General features: G+C 70.7%; 18 protein-coding genes. 10 read left to right on the top strand and 8 right to left on the bottom strand.

Annotation, left to right across the window (positions count from 1 at the left end):
- Window positions 1-1,237, bottom strand: a 1,237-nt coding sequence (locus VIM26_RS10770) for an alpha-hydroxy acid oxidase (protein ID WP_331950977.1), incomplete at its 3' end; no start/stop codon positions are given.
- Between the two features lie 474 nt (window positions 1,238-1,711).
- Here VIM26_RS10770 and VIM26_RS10765 point away from each other — a divergent pair.
- Window positions 1,712-2,719 carry an aldo/keto reductase gene (locus tag VIM26_RS10765; RefSeq protein ID WP_331950975.1) on the top strand — a complete coding sequence of 336 codons (1,008 nt, stop codon included), beginning with the start codon at window positions 1,712-1,714 and terminating at the stop codon, window positions 2,717-2,719.
- Here the strand turns inward: VIM26_RS10765 and VIM26_RS10760 are convergent.
- Both VIM26_RS10760 and VIM26_RS10755 read right to left on the bottom strand, forming a co-directional pair.
- Window positions 2,697-4,076, bottom strand: coding sequence for an enolase C-terminal domain-like protein (locus tag VIM26_RS10760; protein WP_331950973.1), 1,380 nt, complete (start codon window positions 4,074-4,076; stop codon window positions 2,697-2,699). The two genes, VIM26_RS10765 and VIM26_RS10760, sit on opposite strands and share 23 nt — an antisense overlap.
- Window positions 4,067-5,005: an amidohydrolase family protein gene (locus tag VIM26_RS10755; RefSeq protein WP_331950971.1), complete on the bottom strand. Its 939-nt coding sequence runs from the start codon at window positions 5,003-5,005 to the stop codon at window positions 4,067-4,069. The genes VIM26_RS10760 and VIM26_RS10755 overlap by 10 nt, the downstream gene beginning before the upstream one ends.
- Window positions 5,006-5,744: 739 nt before the next feature.
- Here VIM26_RS10755 and VIM26_RS10750 point away from each other — a divergent pair.
- The 3 genes from VIM26_RS10750 to VIM26_RS10740 all read left to right on the top strand — a co-directional run bounded on the left by VIM26_RS10750 (window position 5,745) and on the right by VIM26_RS10740 (window position 7,566).
- Window positions 5,745-6,407, top strand: coding sequence for an ABC transporter permease (locus tag VIM26_RS10750; protein ID WP_331950969.1), 663 nt, complete (start codon window positions 5,745-5,747; stop codon window positions 6,405-6,407).
- Between the two features lie 46 nt (window positions 6,408-6,453).
- Complete coding sequence (locus tag VIM26_RS10745) at window positions 6,454-6,918, top strand: NUDIX domain-containing protein (protein ID WP_331950967.1); 465 nt, start codon at window positions 6,454-6,456, stop codon at window positions 6,916-6,918.
- A 195-nt stretch (window positions 6,919-7,113) separates the two neighbouring features.
- Window positions 7,114-7,566, top strand: coding sequence for an NPCBM/NEW2 domain-containing protein (locus VIM26_RS10740; RefSeq protein WP_331950965.1), 453 nt, complete (start codon window positions 7,114-7,116; stop codon window positions 7,564-7,566).
- Here the strand turns inward: VIM26_RS10740 and VIM26_RS10735 are convergent.
- The 3 genes from VIM26_RS10735 to VIM26_RS10725 form a co-directional block, all read right to left on the bottom strand.
- On the bottom strand, window positions 7,544-9,601 hold the full coding sequence (locus tag VIM26_RS10735) for a putative bifunctional diguanylate cyclase/phosphodiesterase (protein WP_331950963.1): 2,058 nt from the start codon (window positions 9,599-9,601) through the stop codon (window positions 7,544-7,546). The genes VIM26_RS10740 and VIM26_RS10735 overlap by 23 nt on opposite strands.
- 139 nt (window positions 9,602-9,740) lie before the next feature.
- Complete coding sequence (locus tag VIM26_RS10730; RefSeq protein WP_331950961.1) at window positions 9,741-10,754, bottom strand: zinc-dependent alcohol dehydrogenase; 1,014 nt, start codon at window positions 10,752-10,754, stop codon at window positions 9,741-9,743.
- 16 nt (window positions 10,755-10,770) lie between these two features.
- Window positions 10,771-11,577, bottom strand: a complete 807-nt coding sequence (locus VIM26_RS10725; RefSeq protein WP_331950959.1) for an IclR family transcriptional regulator — start codon at window positions 11,575-11,577, stop codon at window positions 10,771-10,773.
- 48 nt (window positions 11,578-11,625) lie between these two features.
- On the opposite strand from VIM26_RS10725, the gene VIM26_RS10720 reads away from it, so the two are divergent.
- A complete protein-coding gene (locus tag VIM26_RS10720) occupies window positions 11,626-13,341 on the top strand; it encodes an IlvD/Edd family dehydratase (protein ID WP_331950957.1) in 1,716 nt (571 codons plus the stop codon).
- 32 nt (window positions 13,342-13,373) lie between these two features.
- Window positions 13,374-14,126: an HpcH/HpaI aldolase family protein gene (locus tag VIM26_RS10715; protein ID WP_331950955.1), complete on the top strand. Its 753-nt coding sequence runs from the start codon at window positions 13,374-13,376 to the stop codon at window positions 14,124-14,126.
- 34 nt (window positions 14,127-14,160) lie between these two features.
- On the opposite strand, the gene VIM26_RS10710 is transcribed toward VIM26_RS10715, so the two are convergent.
- A complete protein-coding gene (locus VIM26_RS10710) occupies window positions 14,161-14,958 on the bottom strand; it encodes a slipin family protein (RefSeq protein WP_331950953.1) in 798 nt (265 codons plus the stop codon).
- 281 nt (window positions 14,959-15,239) lie between these two features.
- On the opposite strand from VIM26_RS10710, the gene VIM26_RS10705 reads away from it, so the two are divergent.
- The 4 genes from VIM26_RS10705 (at window position 15,240) to VIM26_RS10690 (ending at window position 18,114) form a co-directional block, all read left to right on the top strand.
- Window positions 15,240-15,893, top strand: a complete 654-nt coding sequence (locus VIM26_RS10705; RefSeq protein WP_331950951.1) for an ROK family transcriptional regulator — start codon at window positions 15,240-15,242, stop codon at window positions 15,891-15,893.
- A gap of 96 nt (window positions 15,894-15,989) precedes the next feature.
- Window positions 15,990-16,211 carry a hypothetical protein gene (locus VIM26_RS10700; RefSeq protein WP_331950949.1) on the top strand — a complete coding sequence of 74 codons (222 nt, stop codon included), beginning with the start codon at window positions 15,990-15,992 and terminating at the stop codon, window positions 16,209-16,211.
- An 8-nt stretch (window positions 16,212-16,219) separates the two neighbouring features.
- Window positions 16,220-17,866: an ABC transporter permease subunit gene (locus tag VIM26_RS10695; protein WP_331950947.1), complete on the top strand. Its 1,647-nt coding sequence runs from the start codon at window positions 16,220-16,222 to the stop codon at window positions 17,864-17,866.
- Window positions 17,839-18,114 (top strand): hypothetical protein, encoded by a 276-nt coding sequence (locus tag VIM26_RS10690; RefSeq protein ID WP_331950945.1) that lies wholly within the window; start codon window positions 17,839-17,841, stop codon window positions 18,112-18,114. Before VIM26_RS10695 ends, VIM26_RS10690 begins: the two co-directional genes overlap by 28 nt.
- Before the next feature lie 80 nt (window positions 18,115-18,194).
- Here VIM26_RS10690 and VIM26_RS10685 read toward each other — a convergent pair.
- Window positions 18,195-19,669: DUF222 domain-containing protein (locus tag VIM26_RS10685; RefSeq protein WP_331950943.1), on the bottom strand; the 1,475-nt coding region annotated here is incomplete at its 5' end.

Raw genomic sequence — 19,669 nt, 5'->3', positions numbered from 1 at the left:
ATGCCGGGGGGATCGGGCCGAGGCGGGCGAGCTGGGTGACGTGGGACGGGTTGAGCTCCTCGAGGGAGTTCGCGCCGAGCAGCCGCATCGTGCGGGCGACCTGCTCGGACAGGATGGCGATGGCGCGGTCGACGCCGTCCTCCCCGCCGGCCATCAGCCCGTACAGGTAGGCCCGACCGATCATGGTGAACCTGGCACCGAGCGCGATGGCCGCGACGATGTCGGCGCCGGACATGATGCCGGTGTCGAGGTGCACCTCGAGGTCCTTGCCGACCTCCTTGACGACCTGCGGGAGCAGGTGGAACGGGATCGGGGCGCGGTCCAGCTGGCGTCCGCCGTGGTTGGACAGCGTGATCGCGTCCACCCCGAGGTCGGCGAGCTTGTGGGCGTCGGCGAGGTTCTGCACGCCCTTGACGACGACCTTGCCGGGCCACTGGTCCTTGATCCAGGCGAGGTCCTCGAAGGTGACGGTCGGGTCGAACATCGTGTCCAGCAGCTCGGCGACCGTGCCGGACCAGCGGTCGATGCTCGCGAACGCGAGGGGTTCGGTGGTGAGGAAGTTGATCCACCACGCGGGCTTGGGCAGCGCGTTGAGCACCGTCATCGGGGTGAGCGCGGGCGGGATGGACATGCCGTTGCGCTTGTCGCGCAGCCGGGCCCCGGCGACCGGGACGTCCACGGTGACCAGCAGGGTGTCGTAACCGGCCTTCGCGGCCCGCTCGACGAGGGCCATCGACCGGTCGCGGTCCTTCCACATGTACAGCTGGAACCAGTTGCGGCCGCGAGGGTTCGCCGCCTTGACGTCCTCGATCGTGGTCGTGCCCATCGTGGACAGCGAGAACGGGATGCCGGCCTTGGCCGCGGCGTGCGCACCGGCGATCTCGCCCTCGGTCTGCATCATCCGGGTGAAGCCGGTGGGGGCGATCCCGAACGGCTGCTCGACGTGTCCGCCGAGCACGTCCCAGCCGGTGGCGACCTTCGAGACGTCCCGCAGGATCGAGGGGTGGAACTCGATGTCCTCGAACGCCTGCCGGGCGCGGGCCAGCGAGATCTCGGCCTCCGCGGCGCCCTCGGTGTAGTCGAACGCAGCCTTGGGGGTCCGCCGCTTCGCGATCGTGCGCAGGTCGGCGATGGTCAGCGCAGCGTCCAGGCGACGCTTTTTCGCGTCCAGTTCCGGCACCTTGAACTTCATCAGCGGAGCGAGGTCGCGGATCTTGGGGATCTGTCGTTGAACCATCGTTGGTTTCATCCTGTTCTTGTGATCCACATAGCCGCGAGCCGAAACGGTGCACGGTTCGCCACTCGGGACTGCGTTCCACGCGGCGATGCACGTGGGCGCCGACCGGGACGAATGTCCCGACAGCCGCACTGTCTCGAGCGTCTCACGGTGGCTGGGGCACGGAGCTGTCGAAGGTGGTGATTCGGAGGTGCGCGAGCGACGTCGGTGTCGCTCGGGCGAGGAATTCACGTACTGGTCCGTCGATCCGGTTCCAGACCGCAGGAACCGCTCGACGCCGACTAGGACCAAGGTCCCCGGACCATACTATGGTCTTACCAAGAGTCGCAACCCCGACTGGTCGGTCTTGGGAAGAAATGGCTCGTCTGGCGCACCATTCCTTCCGGATCTTGCACCGAGGACGGCGTACGGTCGGAGACCGTCGCCGTTGGGCAACCCGATGCGCGCTCGTACGAACCAGATCCGAGGACTGACATGGACGTCACCCGCCTGCCCCGTCGCGACCTTGCGCTGACCGCCGTCGGCGTCGGCGCCGCGCAGTTCGGCAACCTGTACCGCCCGTCGACCGACGCCGAGCTCGAGGGCGCCGTCCAGGCCGCCTGGGACCAGGGCATCCGGTACTTCGACACCGCCCCGCACTATGGCCTCGGCCTGAGCGAGCGACGGCTCGGGGCGCTGCTGGGCCAGTTCCCGCGCGACGAGATCGTCGTCTCGACCAAGGCCGGGCGCCTGCTGCGGCCGTCCCCCGAGACCGCGCACCTGCGCGACGTCGCCGGCGGCTTCGACGTCCCGGCGGACGTGCGCCGCGAGTGGGACTTCTCGGCCGCGGGAGTGCGCCGATCCCTCGAGGAGAGCCTCGAGCGCAGCGGGCTCGACCGCTTCGACATCGTCTACCTGCACGACCCCGACGACCACGGCGCCCAGGCTCGCGAGGCGGCGTTGCCCGAGCTCGCCCGGATGCGCGACGAGGGGATCATCGGCGCGATCGGGGCCGGCATGAACCAGTCCGCGATGCTCGCCGACTTCGTGCGCGACGGCGACATCGACGTGGTGATGCTCGCCGGCCGGTACACGCTGCTCGAGCAGAGCGCGCTGGACGACCTGCTGCCGCTCGCCGTCGAGCGCGGCGTCGGCGTCGTGATCGCGGGCGTCTACAACTCCGGGCTGCTCGCGCGGCCCCGCCCGCCGGCCGACGCGCGGTACAACTACCAGCAGGCACCGCCCGAGCTGCTCGCGCGGGTCAACCGGATCGCCGACCTGTGCGAGGCCCACGGGGTCACGCTGCCCGACGCCGCCGTGCGGTTCGCCCTCGCGCACCCGGCCGTGGTCTCCACGGTGATCGGCGTGCGCACGCACCAACAGGTGACCCAGGCCGCCCAGCGCGCCGCGACGGACGTCCCGGTCTCGCTGTGGGCCGACCTGGTCGCCGCGGGCCTGCTCCGAGCGGACGCCCCCGTTCCTACCGCGGTGCCCGTGGCGTGAGCCCGGACGCCCCGGACTCCGCGGGCGTTCGGGACGCCCAGTAGGATCCGTCCGGGAACCTGAACTCCGCGACGGACGCCGGGAACATCTCGGTGGAGTACCCGGGCTTGGTCGGCAGCACGTACCCCGCCCCGGCCCCCGCCGGGTGCTTTGCGACCACGCACGGGTCGGTGAAGTGCTCGTGCAGGTGGTCGACGAACTCGGTGACCCGGTCCGTGAGGTCCCCGGTGACCGCGACGAAGTCGAGCACCGAGACGTGCTGGACCATCTCGCACAGGCCCACGCCGCCCGCGTGCGGGCACACCGGCACCCCGAACTTCGCCGCGAGCAGCAGGACGGCGATGATCTCGTTGAGGCTCGCGAGCCGCCCGGTGTCGAGCTGGAGGAAGTCGATCGCCTCCGCCTGGAGGAACTGCTTGAACATGACCCGGTTGTGGCAGTGCTCGCCGGTCGCGACGCCGATCGGCGCGACGGCGCGGCGGATCCGCGCGTGTCCCAGCACGTCGTCGGGGCTGGTGGGCTCCTCGATCCAGTGCGGGTTGAACTGGGCGAGTGCCGCGACCCAGGTGATCGCCTCCTCGACGTCCCACACCTGGTTGGCGTCGATCATGAGCTTGCGGTCCGGGCCGATGACGTCGCGCGCGATGCCGAGCCGGCGGACGTCCTCCGCCAGGTCCGCGCCGACCTTGAGCTTGACGTGGCCGTAGCCGTCGTCGACGGCCTCCTGGCACAGGCGGCGCAGCTTCTCGTCGCTGTAGCCGAGCCAGCCGGCCGACATCGTGTACACCGGGTAGCCGGTGGCCTCGAGCTCGGCGATCCGGTCGGCCTTGGTGGGCTCCGCCTTGCGCAGGATCTCGATGGCCTCGGTCCGGGTCAGCGCGTCCGAGAGGTACCGCAGGTCGGCGACGTCGACGAGCTCCTCAGGCGTCAGGTCCGCGAGCAGGCGCCACAGCGGCTTGCCCGCGAACCGGGCGACCAGGTCCCACGCGGCGTTCAGCACGGCGGCCAGCGACAGGTGCACCACACCCTTCTCCGGTCCGAGCCAGCGCAGCTGCGAGTCGGACGTGAGCAGGCGGTACAGCCCGCCCATGTCGGCGGCGATCTCCGCGACCTCGAGCCCGACGAGCGCCCGGGCCTGTTGGATCGCGGCGGCGGCGACGATGTCGTTGCCGCGCCCGATGGTGAAGGTCAGGCCGAAGCCAGCCAGCGGCGCACCGGCGGTGTCCAGGCCGTCGGTGCGCAGCACGACGTAGGCGGCGGAGTAGTCGCCGTCCTTGTTCATGGCGTCCGAGCCGGCCGCGGTGAGCGACGTCGGGAACCGGACGTCCTCGACCTCGACGCTGGTGATCACGGGCATGGTGGGCTCACATTCTTCCGGTTCGTGGCGGGTGGTTCGCCGGCTCGCGGCCGGCCGGGAAAGTAGGTGCGCTCGGCGGTCCCGGCGAGCACGGCGTCGCGCGCGCCCGGCTCGAGCTCGCCGGCGATCGCCAGCACGGCCGCGAAGGCGTGCCGGTAGGAGGTCGCCTCAAGCAGCGCGAACGGCCAGTCGCTGCCCACCATGAGCCGGTCCGGGCCGAAGACCTCGAGCGCGTGCTCCACGGCGGGGCGCAGGTCGCCGACCTCCCAGCCGGGCCCGGCGGCCGTGTTGAGCCCGGAGATCTTGGCGACGACGCCCGGCGCCGCGGCGGCGTCGGTGATCAGCGCGCACCACTCGCGCCACGCGGTCCGCCGCCCCGAGCGCAGCGCCGCGAGCGGCGGCTTCGCGAGGTGGTCGACGACGAGTCGCAGCCCGGGGTGCCGCGCGGCGAGCACGGGCACGTGCGCGAGCAGGGCCGGGTTCTCGGCACACACGTCGAACGAGAGGCCGCGCGCGGCGAGGAGTTCGAGCCCGTCCGCGACGGCAGGGCCGATCAGCCAGTCGGGATCCGGCTCGCGGTGGATCAGGTGGCGCACCCCCACGACGGGAGCGGGGGAGTCCCGCCAGTCGTCGAGCAGCCGGGCGGCCTCGTCGGGCCGGTCCAGCGGGACCCAGGCCACCACCCCGGCGACCCGCGGATCGCGCGCTGCCTGGGCGAACAGGTTCGCGGTGTCGGCCAGGTTGTCGGCGGCCTGCACGAGCACGACGGCCTGGGCGCCGAGCTCGCTCAGGTCCGGCTCGGCATCGGCCATCGCGAAGGCGCGGTCCAGCACGGTCAGGTCCGGGGTCAGCCAGGGGTAGCTCGCGGTCGCCGGGTTCCAGACGTGCAGGTGCGCGTCGACGAGCCGTGGTGTTCCGTCGGAGATCACTCGGCGACTCTAGCGTCATCTGATCTATCTGCGTGCGACCGGAGGTGCTATCGACATGCCCGCGCGTGCACAGGGATCCAGCGGAATCGAGACATCTGATGTATGAGCCCATCGCCCACATGCCATGTGAGGTTTATAAAGCTGGGGAGACGACTGATGGCCAGGCCGTGCTCTCAGGGCGCAGGAGGGTGCGAGGGAATGTCTTGGCAGCACCGGCCACAAGACCGACCCTCCGGGGCGGCAGGTCGGTATGAAGCGTCAACCCGGCACCACACAACCCGTGGGTCTGGCCGGGACCGTCCCGCCGCAAGACGGGACAGCGGCATGAGCGCCCTACGAGCCTCAGCCGCAACGGCACTGCGTTACCTTCCACGACGGACGAGGCGTACTTCAAGAAGCTGTGGTTCTGGTCGACGCCGCAGGCTTACTGCCTCGACGGTCGCACGGACACGAAGTGCATCCCCTTCTCCGAGTGGGGTCGGGCATGGAGCAGCGTCAAGAACGGCTGATCAGCCGCCGCATCTCGGCCGCCCTGTTCCGGCGGCCGAGTCGTGCGGCGCACGGGCGCGCTGGACAACCTGTGAGGGCCGCGCCGTGATCTTCTCCCGCCGGGTCCGCTGGACCGTCGGCGCCGCGATGGTGCTCGGCCTCGCGTTCATCTACGTGCCGCTCGGGATCGTGCTGATCAACTCCTTCAACGTGAGCACCGTGTTCGCCTGGCCGCCGCGGGGGGTTCACGATGCACTGGTGGTCGAGCGCGCTGGGCAACCACGCCGTGCGCTCCGCGGTGCTCACCTCGGTCGAGGTCGGTCTGATCGCGACCGGTGCTGCGCTGGTCCTGGGGACCCTGCTCGCCTTCGGCCTCGGCCGGTACTCGTTCTTCGGCCGCCAGACGCTGTCGCTACTCGTCGTGCTGCCGATCGCGCTGCCGGGGATCGTCACGGCGCTCGCGTTCCGCACCGCGTTCCGGACCGTCCTGCAGATCGAGCTGTCGATCTGGACGGTCGCCATCGCGCACGCGACCTTCGCCATGGTCGTCGTGTACAACAACGTCGTCGCACGCCTGCGCCGGATGGGCACAACTCCCGAGGAGGCGTCGATGGACCTCGGCGCGGACACGTTCACGACGTTCCGGCTGGTCACGTTCCCGCTGCTGCGCGGCGCGATGCTCGCCGGCGCACTGCTGGCGTTCGGCCTCTCCTTCGACGAGATCGTCGTGACGCTGTTCACTGCGCCGCCCGGGGTCACGACGCTGCCGATCTGGATCTTCCAGAACCTGTCCCGACCGAACCAGGCGCCGGTCGTCAACGTGGTCGCGGCGGTCCTGGTGGTCTCCTCGATCCTGCCGATCTACCTGAGCCAGCGGCTCGCCGGCGAGTCGACCGCCAGCGGCCGGATCTGACCGGCTCGTGATTGGCACGGTCAGCGGGCGGCCGTACGGTGGAGCCATGCTGACCAGCGCCGGCCTGCTGCTCTACCGCCGGACCGACCAGGGCATCGAGGTGCTTTTGGGGCACATGGGCGGGCCGTTCTGGGCGAGCAAGGAGAAGGGCGCGTGGTCGATCCCCAAGGGCGAGCACCCACCGGGGGAGGATGCGCACGACGCCGCCGTGCGCGAGTTCACCGAGGAGATCGGCCGGCCGCCACCACCAGGGCCGGAGATCGCGCTCGGCTCGGTGCGCCGGAGCGGGGGAAAGGTTGTGACGGTGTGGGCGCGTGCCGGTGACCTCGATGCGACCGCGATCACCAGCAACACGTTCGAGATGCAGTGGCCACCGCGATCGGGGCGGCGCCAGGTGTTCCCCGAGCTAGACCGGGCTCAATGGTGCCCGCTCGCCGAAGCACGGGAGCTCATCGTGGTGGCGCAGGTCGAACTTCTCGACCGGCTCGAGGCCGCCCTCGAGGCCGCCTAGGTCGTCCAGGTTGGCGATCGTGACCGCCGTCGATGATGTCCGCGCCGCGCTCGCGGCCGCCGCCGACCCGCAGCGCGCGGTCGCGCAGGCCCGGTACCTCCAGACCGGCGTCGGCGGCTATGGCGAGGGGGACCGGATGCTCGGGGTGAGCGTGCCGGTCAGCCCGTCGACGTCGCGACGTCGAGCACGACGTACGTGCACGTCGTGCCGCCGCCGCCGGTGGCGCGCACGGCGCTCAGCGACCACCCCTGGCTGCGCGCCACGAGCGGGTGGAACCACCCGCAGGTCAACCTCGAGGTCGGTGGCGGGCCCATGCGGCTCGGGGCGACGACGTACGAGAAGGGCGTCGGCGTCGCGTCGCCGTCGGCCGTGGACTACTACCTCGGCAGTCGCTGCACCGGCGCGAGCATGACGATCGGTATCGACGACGCCGGGCGGGGTGGCGCCGGCGGGACGGCGACGTTCACGATCCTCGGCGACGGACGGACGCTCTATGACAGCGGCGTGATCGCCCAGGCCGAGACCAGGGACGTCGCGGTGGACCTCACCGGCGTCGACGTGGTCTCGTTCCAGGTGGGCGACGCGGGCGACGGCGGTGGCAACGACCGCACCGACTGGGCGGACCTCACCGTGTCCTGTTCTTCGTGATCGAGGTGACGGCGGCGCGCTGCACCGGCAGCCTGCCCGCCGTCGCCGGTGGCCGACGGTCGGCGCGCCACGCGTCGAACGCGGCCACCGGCAGCGGCCGGGAGAACAGGTAGCCCTGCGCGACGTCGCACCCGAACGCGGCCAGGGCGTCCAGCGCCCCGGCGGTCTCGACGCCCTCGGCGACCAGGGTGAGGCCGAGGTTGTGACCGAGGTCGACGATGCTGCGCACGATGAGGGCGTTGCTGGGGTCCTCGGTCATCGTCATCACGAACGACCGGTCGATCTTGAGCTCGCTCACGGGCATCGTCTTGAGCTGGCCGAGGCTCGTGTAGCCGGCCCCGAAGTCGTCGATCGAGATGCGGATCCCGAGCCTGGTCAGCTGGTCGAGCAGCCTGAGCGCTCGCACCGGCTCGGTCATGATCGCGGTCTCGGTCACCTCGAGCTCGAGCAGCCCGGGCGCGACCCCGTGGGCGTCGAGGAGGCTCGCGACCAGGCCGGGCAGGGCCTCGTCGAGCAGGTTGCGGGCGGACAGGTTCACCGAGACGGTCAGCGGCGTGCCAGCGTCGGACCAGGTCCGGATCTGGCTGAGCGCGGCGGCGAGCACCTGGGCCGTGAGCGGTCCGATCAGCCCGGTGTGCTCGGCGAGCGGGATGAACTCGTCGGGGAAGACGAGCCCGCGCTCGGGGTGCTTCCAGCGCACCAGCGCCTCGGCGCCCACCAGCCCACCCGTGATGATGTCCACCTTGGGCTGGTAGTGCAGGACCAGATCCCCGTGGTCCAGCGCCCGGCGCAGGTCACCGAGGAGGGCCACCTTGGCCGGTGAGTGCTCGTCGATCGCCGGGTCGTAGGCGAACACGCCGAGGTTCTGGGCCTTCGCGACGTACATCGCGATGTCGGCGCGCTGCAACAGCGTGGTCGCGTCATCGCCGTGCTCGCCGGACAGCACGACGCCGACGCTCGCCTCCACGTCCAGATCGACGCCTTCGACATGGAACGTCGTCTCGAGGGCGGTCCGGAGCGTGCCGGCGATTCTGGACGCCTCGTGCACGCTGCCGACGTCGGTCAGCAGGACGGCGAACTCGTCCCCGCCGAGCCGGGCGACGAGATCGCCGTCGCACACCTCCGCGGCCAGCCGGGTGCCCACCTGGGTCAACAGCTCGTCGCCGTAGTGATGGCCGAACGTGTCGTTGATCTCCTTGAACCGGTCCAGGTCGATCAGCAGCAGCCCGGTCCGGGAGCCCACCGGCGCGTCCGAGCGCAGTTCGTGCGTCAGGCGCTCGGCGAGCAGCGTGCGATTCGGCAACCCGGTGAGGGTGTCGTGCCGCGAGTCGTGCAGGGTGCGTGCGCGTTCGACGTTCAGCTGCCGGCGGTGCCCGCCGGTGATCGAGGCGAGCGCGGCAACGAGCAGCAGCCCGGCGAGGAAGACCACCGGGGTGAGGCGGCGTGCGGTCGCCTCGAGGTGGCGCAGGTGCTCGAGCTCGAGCAACGCCGTCTTGTGCTGGTCCCTCGCTGCGGAGGCGACCGCGTCCTGGATCTCGTCGATCGCGGGGTCAGCCTCGCCCAGGTCGATGGCGGCCGCGGTCGCGGTGTAGCCGCGATCGGACGCCGCGAACTGCCGATCGATCGCATCGAGGTAGTCCCGTTGCCGCCCGAGAACCCGCTTCACCAGGCGGCGGTCGCCGGCATCGCCGTCCCGCCGGACCTCGGCCAGCGAGCTGAAGACGTTGCTGGCGGTGGTGTCGAGGCGTTCGCGGACGGCGTGCGCCGGTTCCAGCTGGTACAGGCGCGCGAGCGACTCCTCCTCGATGACGGCCATGGCGGCCCGGGCGTAGTCGTCCGAGATGGTGCTGGCCCGCACGGCCCGCTCGGCCGCTATCCCGGTCGCCTGCGAGGACCAGACAGCGAAGGCACTCACCGCGAGCAGGACCACGACGATGCAGACGCCGGCCCGCCCGCTGCGGGTGGCGACCAGCAGGTCGGTGTCACCGCTCGCCCGAGCCGCACGCGCCGGCCGGCCGAGCGAGTTGGCGGTCATCGTGGTCCTTGCGTGAGGGCTCGAGTCAGCTGAGGTCGATACTCGGCCTATCGGCACCGCTCCGGCTCTGCTGAGCCGATCGGCGGGTGAATCCACTCCAGGCGCAGGTCGCACGGGCTCCCGTGGCCCGGGCGGGCGGCTAGAGCCGCGGGTCGATGTGGACCTTGGGCCCCTGCCCTGCGTCGGCGGGGCGCCAGCCGCCGAGCACGGCGCCGACCCGGTCCAGGCCGACGGTCGCGGCGACCAGGGGGCTCGGATCGACGGCTCCGGAGGCGTACTGCTCGATCGTCCCGTCGAGGCCGGCGGAGGCACTGAGGATGCCTACGGCGGTGACGTCCTTCAGCGCGAGCGAGCGCGTGTCGATCATGCTGGGGCTCCCGGCCAGCCCGACGTAGACGACCCGCTTGCCCGGCTCGACGAGCTCGAGAGCTCGCGAGGGCAGCCCGGGTGCGTTCGACGCATCGACGACGGCGGCCCACGGCAGGTCGGGGAGATCGCCGTCCGCCCACACCCCGGCGAAGCCGAGGGTTCGAGCGAAGGCGAGGGACCGCTCCGAGCGGCCCAGCACGTGCACCTCGGCACCTGCGGCGCGAGCGAGCTGCGCGACGAGCAGGCCGATCGTCCCCGGGCCGAGGACGAGGACGCTGTCGCCGGGGGAGAGGTCGGCGCCGCGGACCGAACGCAGCGCGTTGCCGCCCGGTTCCACCAGGGCGCCAGCCACGGCGTCGACCTCGTCCGGCAGTGCGTGCAGCGCGCTCACGGGAACCAGTAGCTGCTCGGCGAGCGCCCCCGGCCAGCCGCCGCGGATCCCGATCTCGAAACGGCGCTCGCACACGTGGTGCAGGCCGGCCGCGCACCGCCGGCACGCGCCGCATCCCAGCATCGTGTCGCCGGTCGTCCGGCGCCCGAGCCAGCGGCGATCGACGTCGTCGCCGACCGCCGAGACGGTGCCGCACCACTCGTGCCCGAGCCGGATCGGGTAGGTGGCCTGCCCGGAGTGCAGGTACGACATCTCGCCCGTGAAGAACTCGACGTCGGTCCCGCACACCCCGACCCGATCGATGTCCACGACGACCTGGCCGGGCCCGGGGACGGGGGCGGGGACGTCCCGGACCGCGAACTCGCGCGGGCCGGTGAGCACGAACGCCCTCATGCCGAGGCTCGGGTCGTCACGCGGAGGGCTCCGGTGCCCGGTGGCCGCCGATCGTCGCGCGCAGGGCGGGCAGGTCCTGGACGAGCACGGCGAGCGGGGTGCGGTATGCGAGCGCGCTGACGCTGACTGCGCCGCTCGGGACGGTCGGCGAGGCGAGGAAGGCGGGCACGGCGAGGCAGTTGACGCCGGGTTCGTTCTCCTGGTCGTCCACGGCGTAGCCGGCGTCCCGGATCTGGCACAGCGCGGCATGGAGCGCCTCGGCACTCGAGACCGTGCGACCGGTCGGTCGCTCGAGCGCGCGCGGCCCGACCCAGGCGCGCACCGCGGCGAGGTCGCCGAGCTCGTAGGAGAGCAGGAGCTTTCCGACGGCGGTGGCGTGCGCGGGGTTGCGACCGCCGACCACCGAGGTGAGCCTGATCGCGCCGACCGGCGGATCGACCTTCGCCCGGTACACGACCGAGCGCCCGTCGAGCACGGCGTAGTGGGCCGTCTCGCCGTAGCGCCGGGCGAGCTCGGTGAGGATGGGCTGCACCCGCAGGTGATCGGGGCGCGCCTCGTGATGGGCGAACGCCAGCCGCAGGAACTCGTCGCCGAGCACGTAGTGCCCGCGGGTGTCCTGGTGGGCGAAACCCGCCCGGCGCAGCGCGACGAGCGCCCGGTGCACGGTGGGCTTCGGGTTGTTGGTGGCGCGGGAGAGCTGGTCGAGGCCGATCCCGTCGCCGTGCCGGGCAAGCTCGGTGAGTACGGCCAGGACCCGGTCGGATCCGACCAGACGCTCCTCGCGCGGCGCTTCCGCGGGTTCGCCAGGACGAGTACTCTGCATAATATTCCGAATGTTAGATCCTCATTCCGACAAATGGAAGATGGCTCAGTGGCGGAACAGCGTAGTTCCCAGTGGTACGCCAGCGCCGACCGCAACGCGTACATCCATCGCGCCTGGATGCGGCGGGGCCTGCCGGCCCACGCGTTCGACGGTCGCCCGCACATCGCCATCGCGAACACGGCGTCCGACCTCACCCCGTGCAACTCGCACCTGAACGAGGTCGCCGAGAGCGTGCGGCAGGGGGTGTACGAGGCGGGTGGCATCCCGCTGAACCTGCCCGTCGTCTCCCTCGGCGAGACGCAGGTGCGCCCGACCGCCATGCTCTGGCGCAACATGGCCGCGATGGCCACCGAGGAGATGCTGCGGGCCAACCCGATCGACGGCGTCGTGCTGCTCGGCGGCTGTGACAAGACGATCCCGTCGCTGCTGATGGCGGCGGCGTCGGTCGACCTGCCCGCGGTCGTGATCCCGGGTGGACCGATGCTGACCGGCACGTTCGCCGGGAAGGCGCTGGGCTGCGGCACGGACGTCTGGCGGCTGAGTGAGGAGGTGCGCGGCGGCACGCTCTCGCAGGAGGAGTTCGGGCGCTCGGAGTCCTCGATGATCCGCAGCCGGGGCCACTGCAACACCATGGGCACGGCGTCGACGATGGCGCTCGTCGCTGAGGCGCTCGGCATGATCATCCCCGGCCTTGCGGGCACCCCGGCACCGGACAGCCGCCTGCTGGAGGCGTCCCACGAGACGGGCCGCCTGGCGGTCGAGCTCGTCGCGCAGGGGCGCCGCCCGAGCAGCATCCTGACCAGGGGGTCGTTCCAGAACGCCATCGTCGCGCTGGCCGCGATCGGGGGCTCCACGAACGCCGTCGTGCACCTGCTCGCCATCGCCGGCCGGGCGGGGATCGAGCTCACGCTCGACGACTTCGACCGCATCGGTGCAGGGGTCCCGCTCCTGGTGAACCTGCAACCCGCCGGGAAGTACCTGATGGAGGACTTCCACCGCGCGGGCGGGCTGCTCGCGGTGCTCCGCGAGGTCAAGGACCTGCTCGACCCGACGGCGCTCACGGTGACCGGCAAGCCGCTCGTCGACCACCTCGACGACGCGCGCATCTGGGACCCGGAGGTCATCTCGATCCGCTCCGCACCGCTCCAGCCGGACGCCGGGATCGCGGTGCTGCACGGGAACCTCGCGCCGGGCGGCGCGCTCGTCAAGCCGGCGGCGGCCACTCCCCGGCTGCTCAAGCACCGCGGCAAGGCCGTCGTCTTCGACACGATCGAGGATCTGCACGCCCGGATCGACGACCCGGACCTCGACGTCGACGCCGACTCGGTCCTCGTGCTGCGCGGCTGCGGTCCGAAGGGTTACCCCGGGATGCCGGAGGTGGCCAACATGCCGGTGCCGAAGAAGCTGCTCACCCGCGGCGTCCGGGACATGGTCCGGGTCTGCGACGGACGGATGAGCGGGACGGCGTACGGCACGGTCGTGCTGCACGTGACCCCGGAGGCCGCCGCGGGCGGCCCGCTCGCCCTCGTGCGGACCGGCGACTACATCGTGCTCGACGTCGAGGCCAGGCGGATCGATCTCGACGTGCCGGCGGACGAGCTCGCCCGCCGCGTGCCCGACACCGCCACGGTCGCCGGCTTCGCGGCCCCGAGCCGGGGCTGGGAGAAGTTGTACGTCGATCACGTGATGCAGGCGGACACCGGCGCGGACCTCGACTTCCTGGTGGGGTCGAGCGGGGACCAGGTCAGTCGCGAATCGCACTGAACCCCATCACCTCACACGAGAAGAGACTCCCAATGGGCACCATCGATCGCGCGAAGGCCTCGTTCGGGCTGTGGAGCAACGGCGACTCGCTCGCCGTGGCCCGGGTGCTCGGACGGTCGGGTTTCGACTACGTCTGCCTCGACCTGCAGCACGGTCTGCTGGACGTGGCGAACCTGCACCCGGCGGCGTGGGCGGTGCGCGCCGGGGGTGCGCGGTGCGTGGTCCGCGTCCCGTGGAACCGTCCCGAGTACCTGATGCGGGCCCTGGACCTGGGGGCGCAGGCCGTGATCGTGCCGATGGTCGAGAGCGTCGCGCAGGCGCGGGCCGCCTCGGCCGCCTGCCGCTTCGGGTCCGACGGCGCTCGCAGCTGGGGGCCCGTGTGGGGCGGCGAGGCACCGGCGCCGGCCGAGGCGGACGCGCAGGTGCAGTGCTTCGTGATGGTCGAGACGGCGACCGCGCTCGCGGCCGTCGAGGAGATCGCCGCGGTCCCGGGGCTCGCCGGTATCTACGTCGGGCCGAACGACCTGGCGCTGAGCACCGGCTTCGGCCGCGCCACCTACCGCACCGACCCGGCGATCGGCGCGATGATCGACCGCATCGTCGCGGCGTGCGACGCGAACGGGATCGTGGCCGGCCTGCACTGCGACTCGGTGGAGATGGCCGAGCACTGGTTCGCCCGTGGCGTCACGATGCTCACCTGCGCGACCGACACGGTCATCCTGGAGCAGGGCCTGGTGGCGGCGCGTGACCGCACGCTGAGCGTGTCGGCGCGCCGCCCGAGCTGATCGAGCGGCGCTGACGCCGCGGCACGACCCGTGCCTACGCCTCCGGTGCGTGCTTCGCGGCGGCGGCCGCCTCCCGGGCGAGGAACGATCCGAGCTCGCCGATGGTGCTCATCAACGGTGCGGGGAAGACGACCGTCGTGTTCTTGTCGACCCCGAGCTCGACGAGGCTCTGCAGGTTGCGCAGCTGGAGCGCCAGCGGGTGCGCCATCATGATGTCCGACGCCTCGCCGAGCGCGGCCGCGGCCAGGTGCTCGCCCTCGGCGTTGATGATCTTGGCCCGCTTCTCGCGCTCGGCCTCGGCCTGCCGCGCCATGGCTCGCTTCATGCCGTCCGGTAGCTGGATGTCCTTGAGCTCGACCAGGGTCACCTCGGCGCCCCACGCGGCGGTGGTGACGTCGAGGTTCTCGCGGATGTCGACATTGATGCGGTCGGTCTCGGCGAGGATCTCGTCGAGCGTGTGCTGGCCGACCACCTTGCGCAGCGTGGTCTGGGCGATCTGGTCGATGGCGGCGCGGACGTTCTCGATGGCGATCACCGACTTCACCGCGTCGACCACGCGGTAGTAGGCAACGGCGGACACATCGACGCTCACGTTGTCCCGGGTGATGATGCCCTGTGACTGGATCGGCATCGTGACGATCCGCAGCGACACCTTCTTGAGCACGTCGACCACGGGCACGATGATCCGCAGGCCCGGCTCGCGGGTCCCGCGCAGCCGTCCCAGCCGGAACAGCACGCCCTTCTCGTATTGCTTGACGATCTTGATCGCCATCGGCAGGCCGATGACGGCCAGCACCAGGATGACGACCAGGACGGAGCCCCCGGTGCTCATCGCACGGCCCCGATCGGTTCGCGCGAGGATTCCGCACCCGCGTGGAGAACGATGGACGTGACCATGATGTCCGCCTCCCAACCGGTCCGCCGGGAGGCCCGGAGCAGACCTCCGATCGGCTGTTTCCACGGTACTCCGGACCTGCTGACGTGGCTGCGGGCCGACCCGCCGCGGGTCCTCTCCCGTCCGGGCGCTCGTGGCTCTCGGCTGCGCCGCTAGGCTCTGGAACTGGCGTCAGCACTTCACCTGCGCCCCCGGGGTGATGGATCGGAGCGGCGGAAGTGGCCCGTACCGGAACGAATATTTCGGCTGTTGCGGAATTCAACGTCTCGGTCGTCCTCGATGCCATTCGCCGCCGTCCTGGCGGCATCGCGCGCGGTGATCTCGTCGCCCTCACCGCCCTCAGCGGCATGACCGTCTCGAACGTGTGCCGCCGGCTGGTCGACGCGGGGCTGGTGACCGAGTCCGTGCTGCCGGCCGCCGGTCGCGGCAAGCCGCCGAAGATCGTTCGGCTCGATCCCGACGGCGGCTTCGCGATCGGGGTGCACATCGACCCGGCCGTGGTGACCTACGTCGTCGTCGACCTGGCGGGGCAGGTGCGCGATCACGTCAGCACGCACACCCCGACCGTCCAGCACCCGGCGAGGGTGGTCGGCGAGATGGTCGTCACGATCGAGAAGCTACTCGACGAGTCCGGAGTGGACCGATCGAAGTTGCTCGGGATCGGCGTGGCGGCGCCAGGTCCGATCAACGCCACCACCGGCGTTGTGCTCAATCCGCCCATGCTGCCCAACTGGCACCGGGTGGGCCTTCGCGGCTCGCTGAGCGTCGCGATGGATCTGCCGGTGCTGCTGGAGAAGGACACGACGGCGGCGGTCGTCGCCGAGCTCTGGTTCGCGGCACCGGAGGCCAGCCGCGACTTCGCCTTCGTCTAAGGGTCGCACCGCTCCCGCAGTGACAGGAGGGCCAGAGCAGGGCGGGTGACTGGGGCGGCTCGACGGTGGCGTTCATCAAGGGCGGCACGCACAACTATGAGGCCGTCCATCTTCGACGTCTTCAGCGGGGCCGCGAAGAACATCGACAGCACCTGGCAGTGGGGCCCGACGCAGGTCGTCGGCCACAACTCACTCGGGGATGCGATGACCAAGGCCGTTGCCGACGGGACCGACCTGTCGGCCGCGCTCGCGACCTCGCAGGACGCCGTCGTGTCGGCGATGAAGGCTCAGGCGATACCCGTCACGACCTCGAAGTAGGTCGAACGATGACCGTGGCGCCGGCCCCACCGGCAGTCTCCAGCACCACCACCACGCCCACGGCCACCCGCCGCACTCGACCGACGACGGGCGCGAACCCCCGCACTCGCTATCGACCCGGCGCGCGCCCCCGGACGATCGCTGCCTTCCTGCTGCCGTTCTTCGTGCCCTTCGTGCTCTTCTACCTGGCGCCCGTCCTGTACGCGATCGGCGAGAGCTTCTCGAAGATCGAGCGGTCAGCCGGGCAGTTCGGCACGCAGCGCACGGTCTTCGGTGGCTTCACCCAGTACGAGCGAGTGTTCGCGAGCTCGGAGTTCTGGGCGAGCGTCGGGCGGGTCGGCCTGTTCGGGGTCGTCCAGGTCCCGGTCATGCTGTTTCTCTCGCTGCTGATCGCGCTCCTGCTCGACTCGCGACTCGTGCGGTTCAAGGCCTTCTTTCGACTCGCCGCGTTCATGCCCTACGCGGTGCCCGGTCTGATCGCCGCGATCATGTGGTCGTTCCTCTACCACCCGCAGCTGTCACCGATCGTCTCGCTGCTGGGAGAGGTCGGCATCCACGCGGACTTCCTCAGCCCGGGCAGCATCCTCTGGCCGATCGCCAACATCTCGACGTGGTTGTGGACCGGTTACAACATGATCATCATCTATTCGGCATTGCAGGCGATCCCGCAGGAGATCTACGAAGCGGCACGTCTGGACGGCGCGAGCAATGCGGCGATCGCGCTCCGGATCAAGGTGCCGATGGTCCTGCCGTCCATCATCCTGACGAGCGTCTTCTCCATACATCGGGACCTTGCAGCTGTACTCGGAGCCCGCCGTCCTCGCCCAGATCGCGCCGAGCGTCTCGACGACATTCACGCCGAACATGATGACCTACGCCATAGCGAGCGGAAACAACTACCAAGAGGCGGCAGCCATGTCCGTCGTCATCGCGGTCGCCACCTACATCCTGAGCTTCGGCTTCATGAGGATCACGAGCAGGAAGACAGAACAATGACCGCGACACTGTCGCCGGAAATCAGACCGGCAACGGATCGCGGTCGCGTCCCGAAGAAGTGCGCCGGCTCCCGCGAAAGCCTGGCGGCTCGTATCGGGGCCATGAGCATCCTCGTCGTCCTCACGATCTACTTCCTGATCCCGATCTACTTCCTGATGGTGTCGGCAACGAAATCCCAGGGGGACTTCTCCTCGACGTTCGGCCTGTGGTTCGCGAACTTCCATCTGATCGCGAACCTGCAGACCCTCGTCACGGCGCAGGACGGCATCTTCGTCCGCTGGGCGGGCAACAGCCTGATCTACGCCGGCGGGGGAGCTCTCATCGGCACGTTCTTGTCCGCGCTGGCCGGGTATGCCCTGGCGAAGTTCCGCTTCCGAGGCCGCGACTTCCTGTTCTCGGTCGTCCTCGGTGGCGTCCTCGTACCCTCGGCGGCGCTGGCCCTGCCGCTCTTCCTCATGTTCTCGGCCGTGAACCAGGTGAACACGTACTGGGCAGTCATCCTGCCGAGCGTGGTGAATCCCTTCGGTGTCTTCCTCGCGCGGATCTTCACCACCGCAGCGGTACCCGACGAGATCCTCGAGTCGGCGCGACTCGACGGGCGGGGGAGTTCCGCATCTTCTCGCAGGTCTCGTTGCGGCTGCTGGCGCCGGGCCTGGTGACCATCTTCCTGTTCCAGTTCATCGGGATCTGGAACAACTTCTTCCTCCCGATGGTCATGCTGCAGAGTCAGAAGCTGTACCCGATCACGCTCGGGCTCTTCAACTGGTACTCGTCGGTCAACCAGCGACCGGAGCTTCAGCAGCCGATCATCACGGGATCGTTCGTCTCCGTGGTGCCGCTCATCGTGCTCTTCCTCCTCCTGCAGCGGTTCTGGAAGACGGGCCTCGCCGCGGGATCGATCAAGTGAGCGCTCAGTGCCTCGCGCTCGGAATTCCCGGTGTTCTGGCCGCTTGGATCCGCAGACCTCCGCCCGTAAACAGCGGCGCCTCAGAACGGCGGCGGGTCGTCCGCTTCCGATTTCTGCTCCGGCTCCACCTTGGGTGCGGCCTTGGGTTCCGGGTCGAGCCCGGGTTCGGGTTCGACCTGGGGCAGGTGCTCGTGTCCGGGCGGGGTCGGGGAGTTGTAGCCATAGGTGTGCCCGGTGGGCGTGGTCCAGGTGATCGTGCCGTTGTCGGCGCGGTCGTACGTCCAGCCGGCGTGCGTCTTGAGCAGATGATCCCGGCGACACGCCGGGAAAATATTCTCCGCGGACGTGGCTCCGCCGGTGCCGTCGGGGTTGAACGGCACCCGGTGATCAAGGTCGCAGTGGCGCGAGACGGCATTGCAGATCGGGGACACGCAGTACGGGTCCCGGGCTCGGATGATCTCCGCGAGGTCCTCTGGCGGGCGGTACCGGGTCTTGCCCACGTCCAGCACGGTGCCGGTCTGCGGATCGGTGACCAGCCGCCGCCAGGTCCCGTTCGCGGCGAGGCGCCGGGCGGTCTGGGCGGTGATCGCGCCGTACCCGGCGAGCTGGGCGGGGTCCTCGTCCAGCCCGAGCAGCGTCGCCAGCGACACGGTCACGTCGATGCGGATCTGCCCGGCGATGGCGCCGATGCCGCTGCCCGTACCCGCCGCACAGCGGCTGGCACCAGGCAAAGCCGAGCCCGAGCCCGAGCCCGAGTCCGTGCCGGTCTCGGTGTTGCTGACCGATTCGCGGGTCTCGCCGGCAGCCACACCCGCGTCTGCGCAGGTGCAGCCGCCGTCGCCGAGCAGGGTGGCGGTGTAGGCGTCGGCGCGGAGCTGGTCGAGGGTGCGGGTGTCGCCGGCGCGCTTGGCCTTGTGGGCGGCGTCGCTCAGGGCGGTGTCGATCGCGGTCGCGACGAACGCGGGCAGCACGGACCAGATGCCGGCCATCCCGTCCGGGAGGACCTTGGGCTTGCACACGCGCCGGGTGTCGACCGCGCGCGCGGTGCGCTCCTCGGCGTCGGCGGGGTCGACCGCGATCAGGGCCTTCTGCAGGTCGGCGCGCAGCTGGGTCGGGGTCCGCTCACCCGCCGTGGGCAGCACGACGTCCTCGACGACCTGCGCGACCTGCCACGGGACGTCCTTGAGGGCGGCGACCACGATCTTGGCCTTGCCCCAGTCCAGATCCCCGACCTCCAACGCGTCCCCGGTCGCCATCAGCTCGCCGGCGAGCAGCTTGCTGGCCTCGACCAGCTCCCGGCCGGCCTGCCGGGAGGTACCGAGCCGGGCGGCGATCTCCTCGCCGACGATGCCGGACTGGGAAACCGCGACGGGCCAGGCCGGGTTCATCGCATCGCGCCGGGAGAGCACCTCGATCGCGGCGAGCTGGCGGGCCTTGGCCCAGGACGCGGTCCGTTCCAGCGCGGCGATCTGCTCGACGAGCTCGTAGTCCGGCAGCTGCTCGGAGTCCACCGAGTCGGCCCAGGCCGCCAGGGCCGCGGACCCCGGTGCCAGGT

The organism is Pengzhenrongella sp., from assembly GCF_036565025.1.
GTDB lineage: Bacteria > Actinomycetota > Actinomycetes > Actinomycetales > Cellulomonadaceae > Pengzhenrongella.
This window is presented reverse-complemented; position numbering and strand designations above follow the sequence as displayed.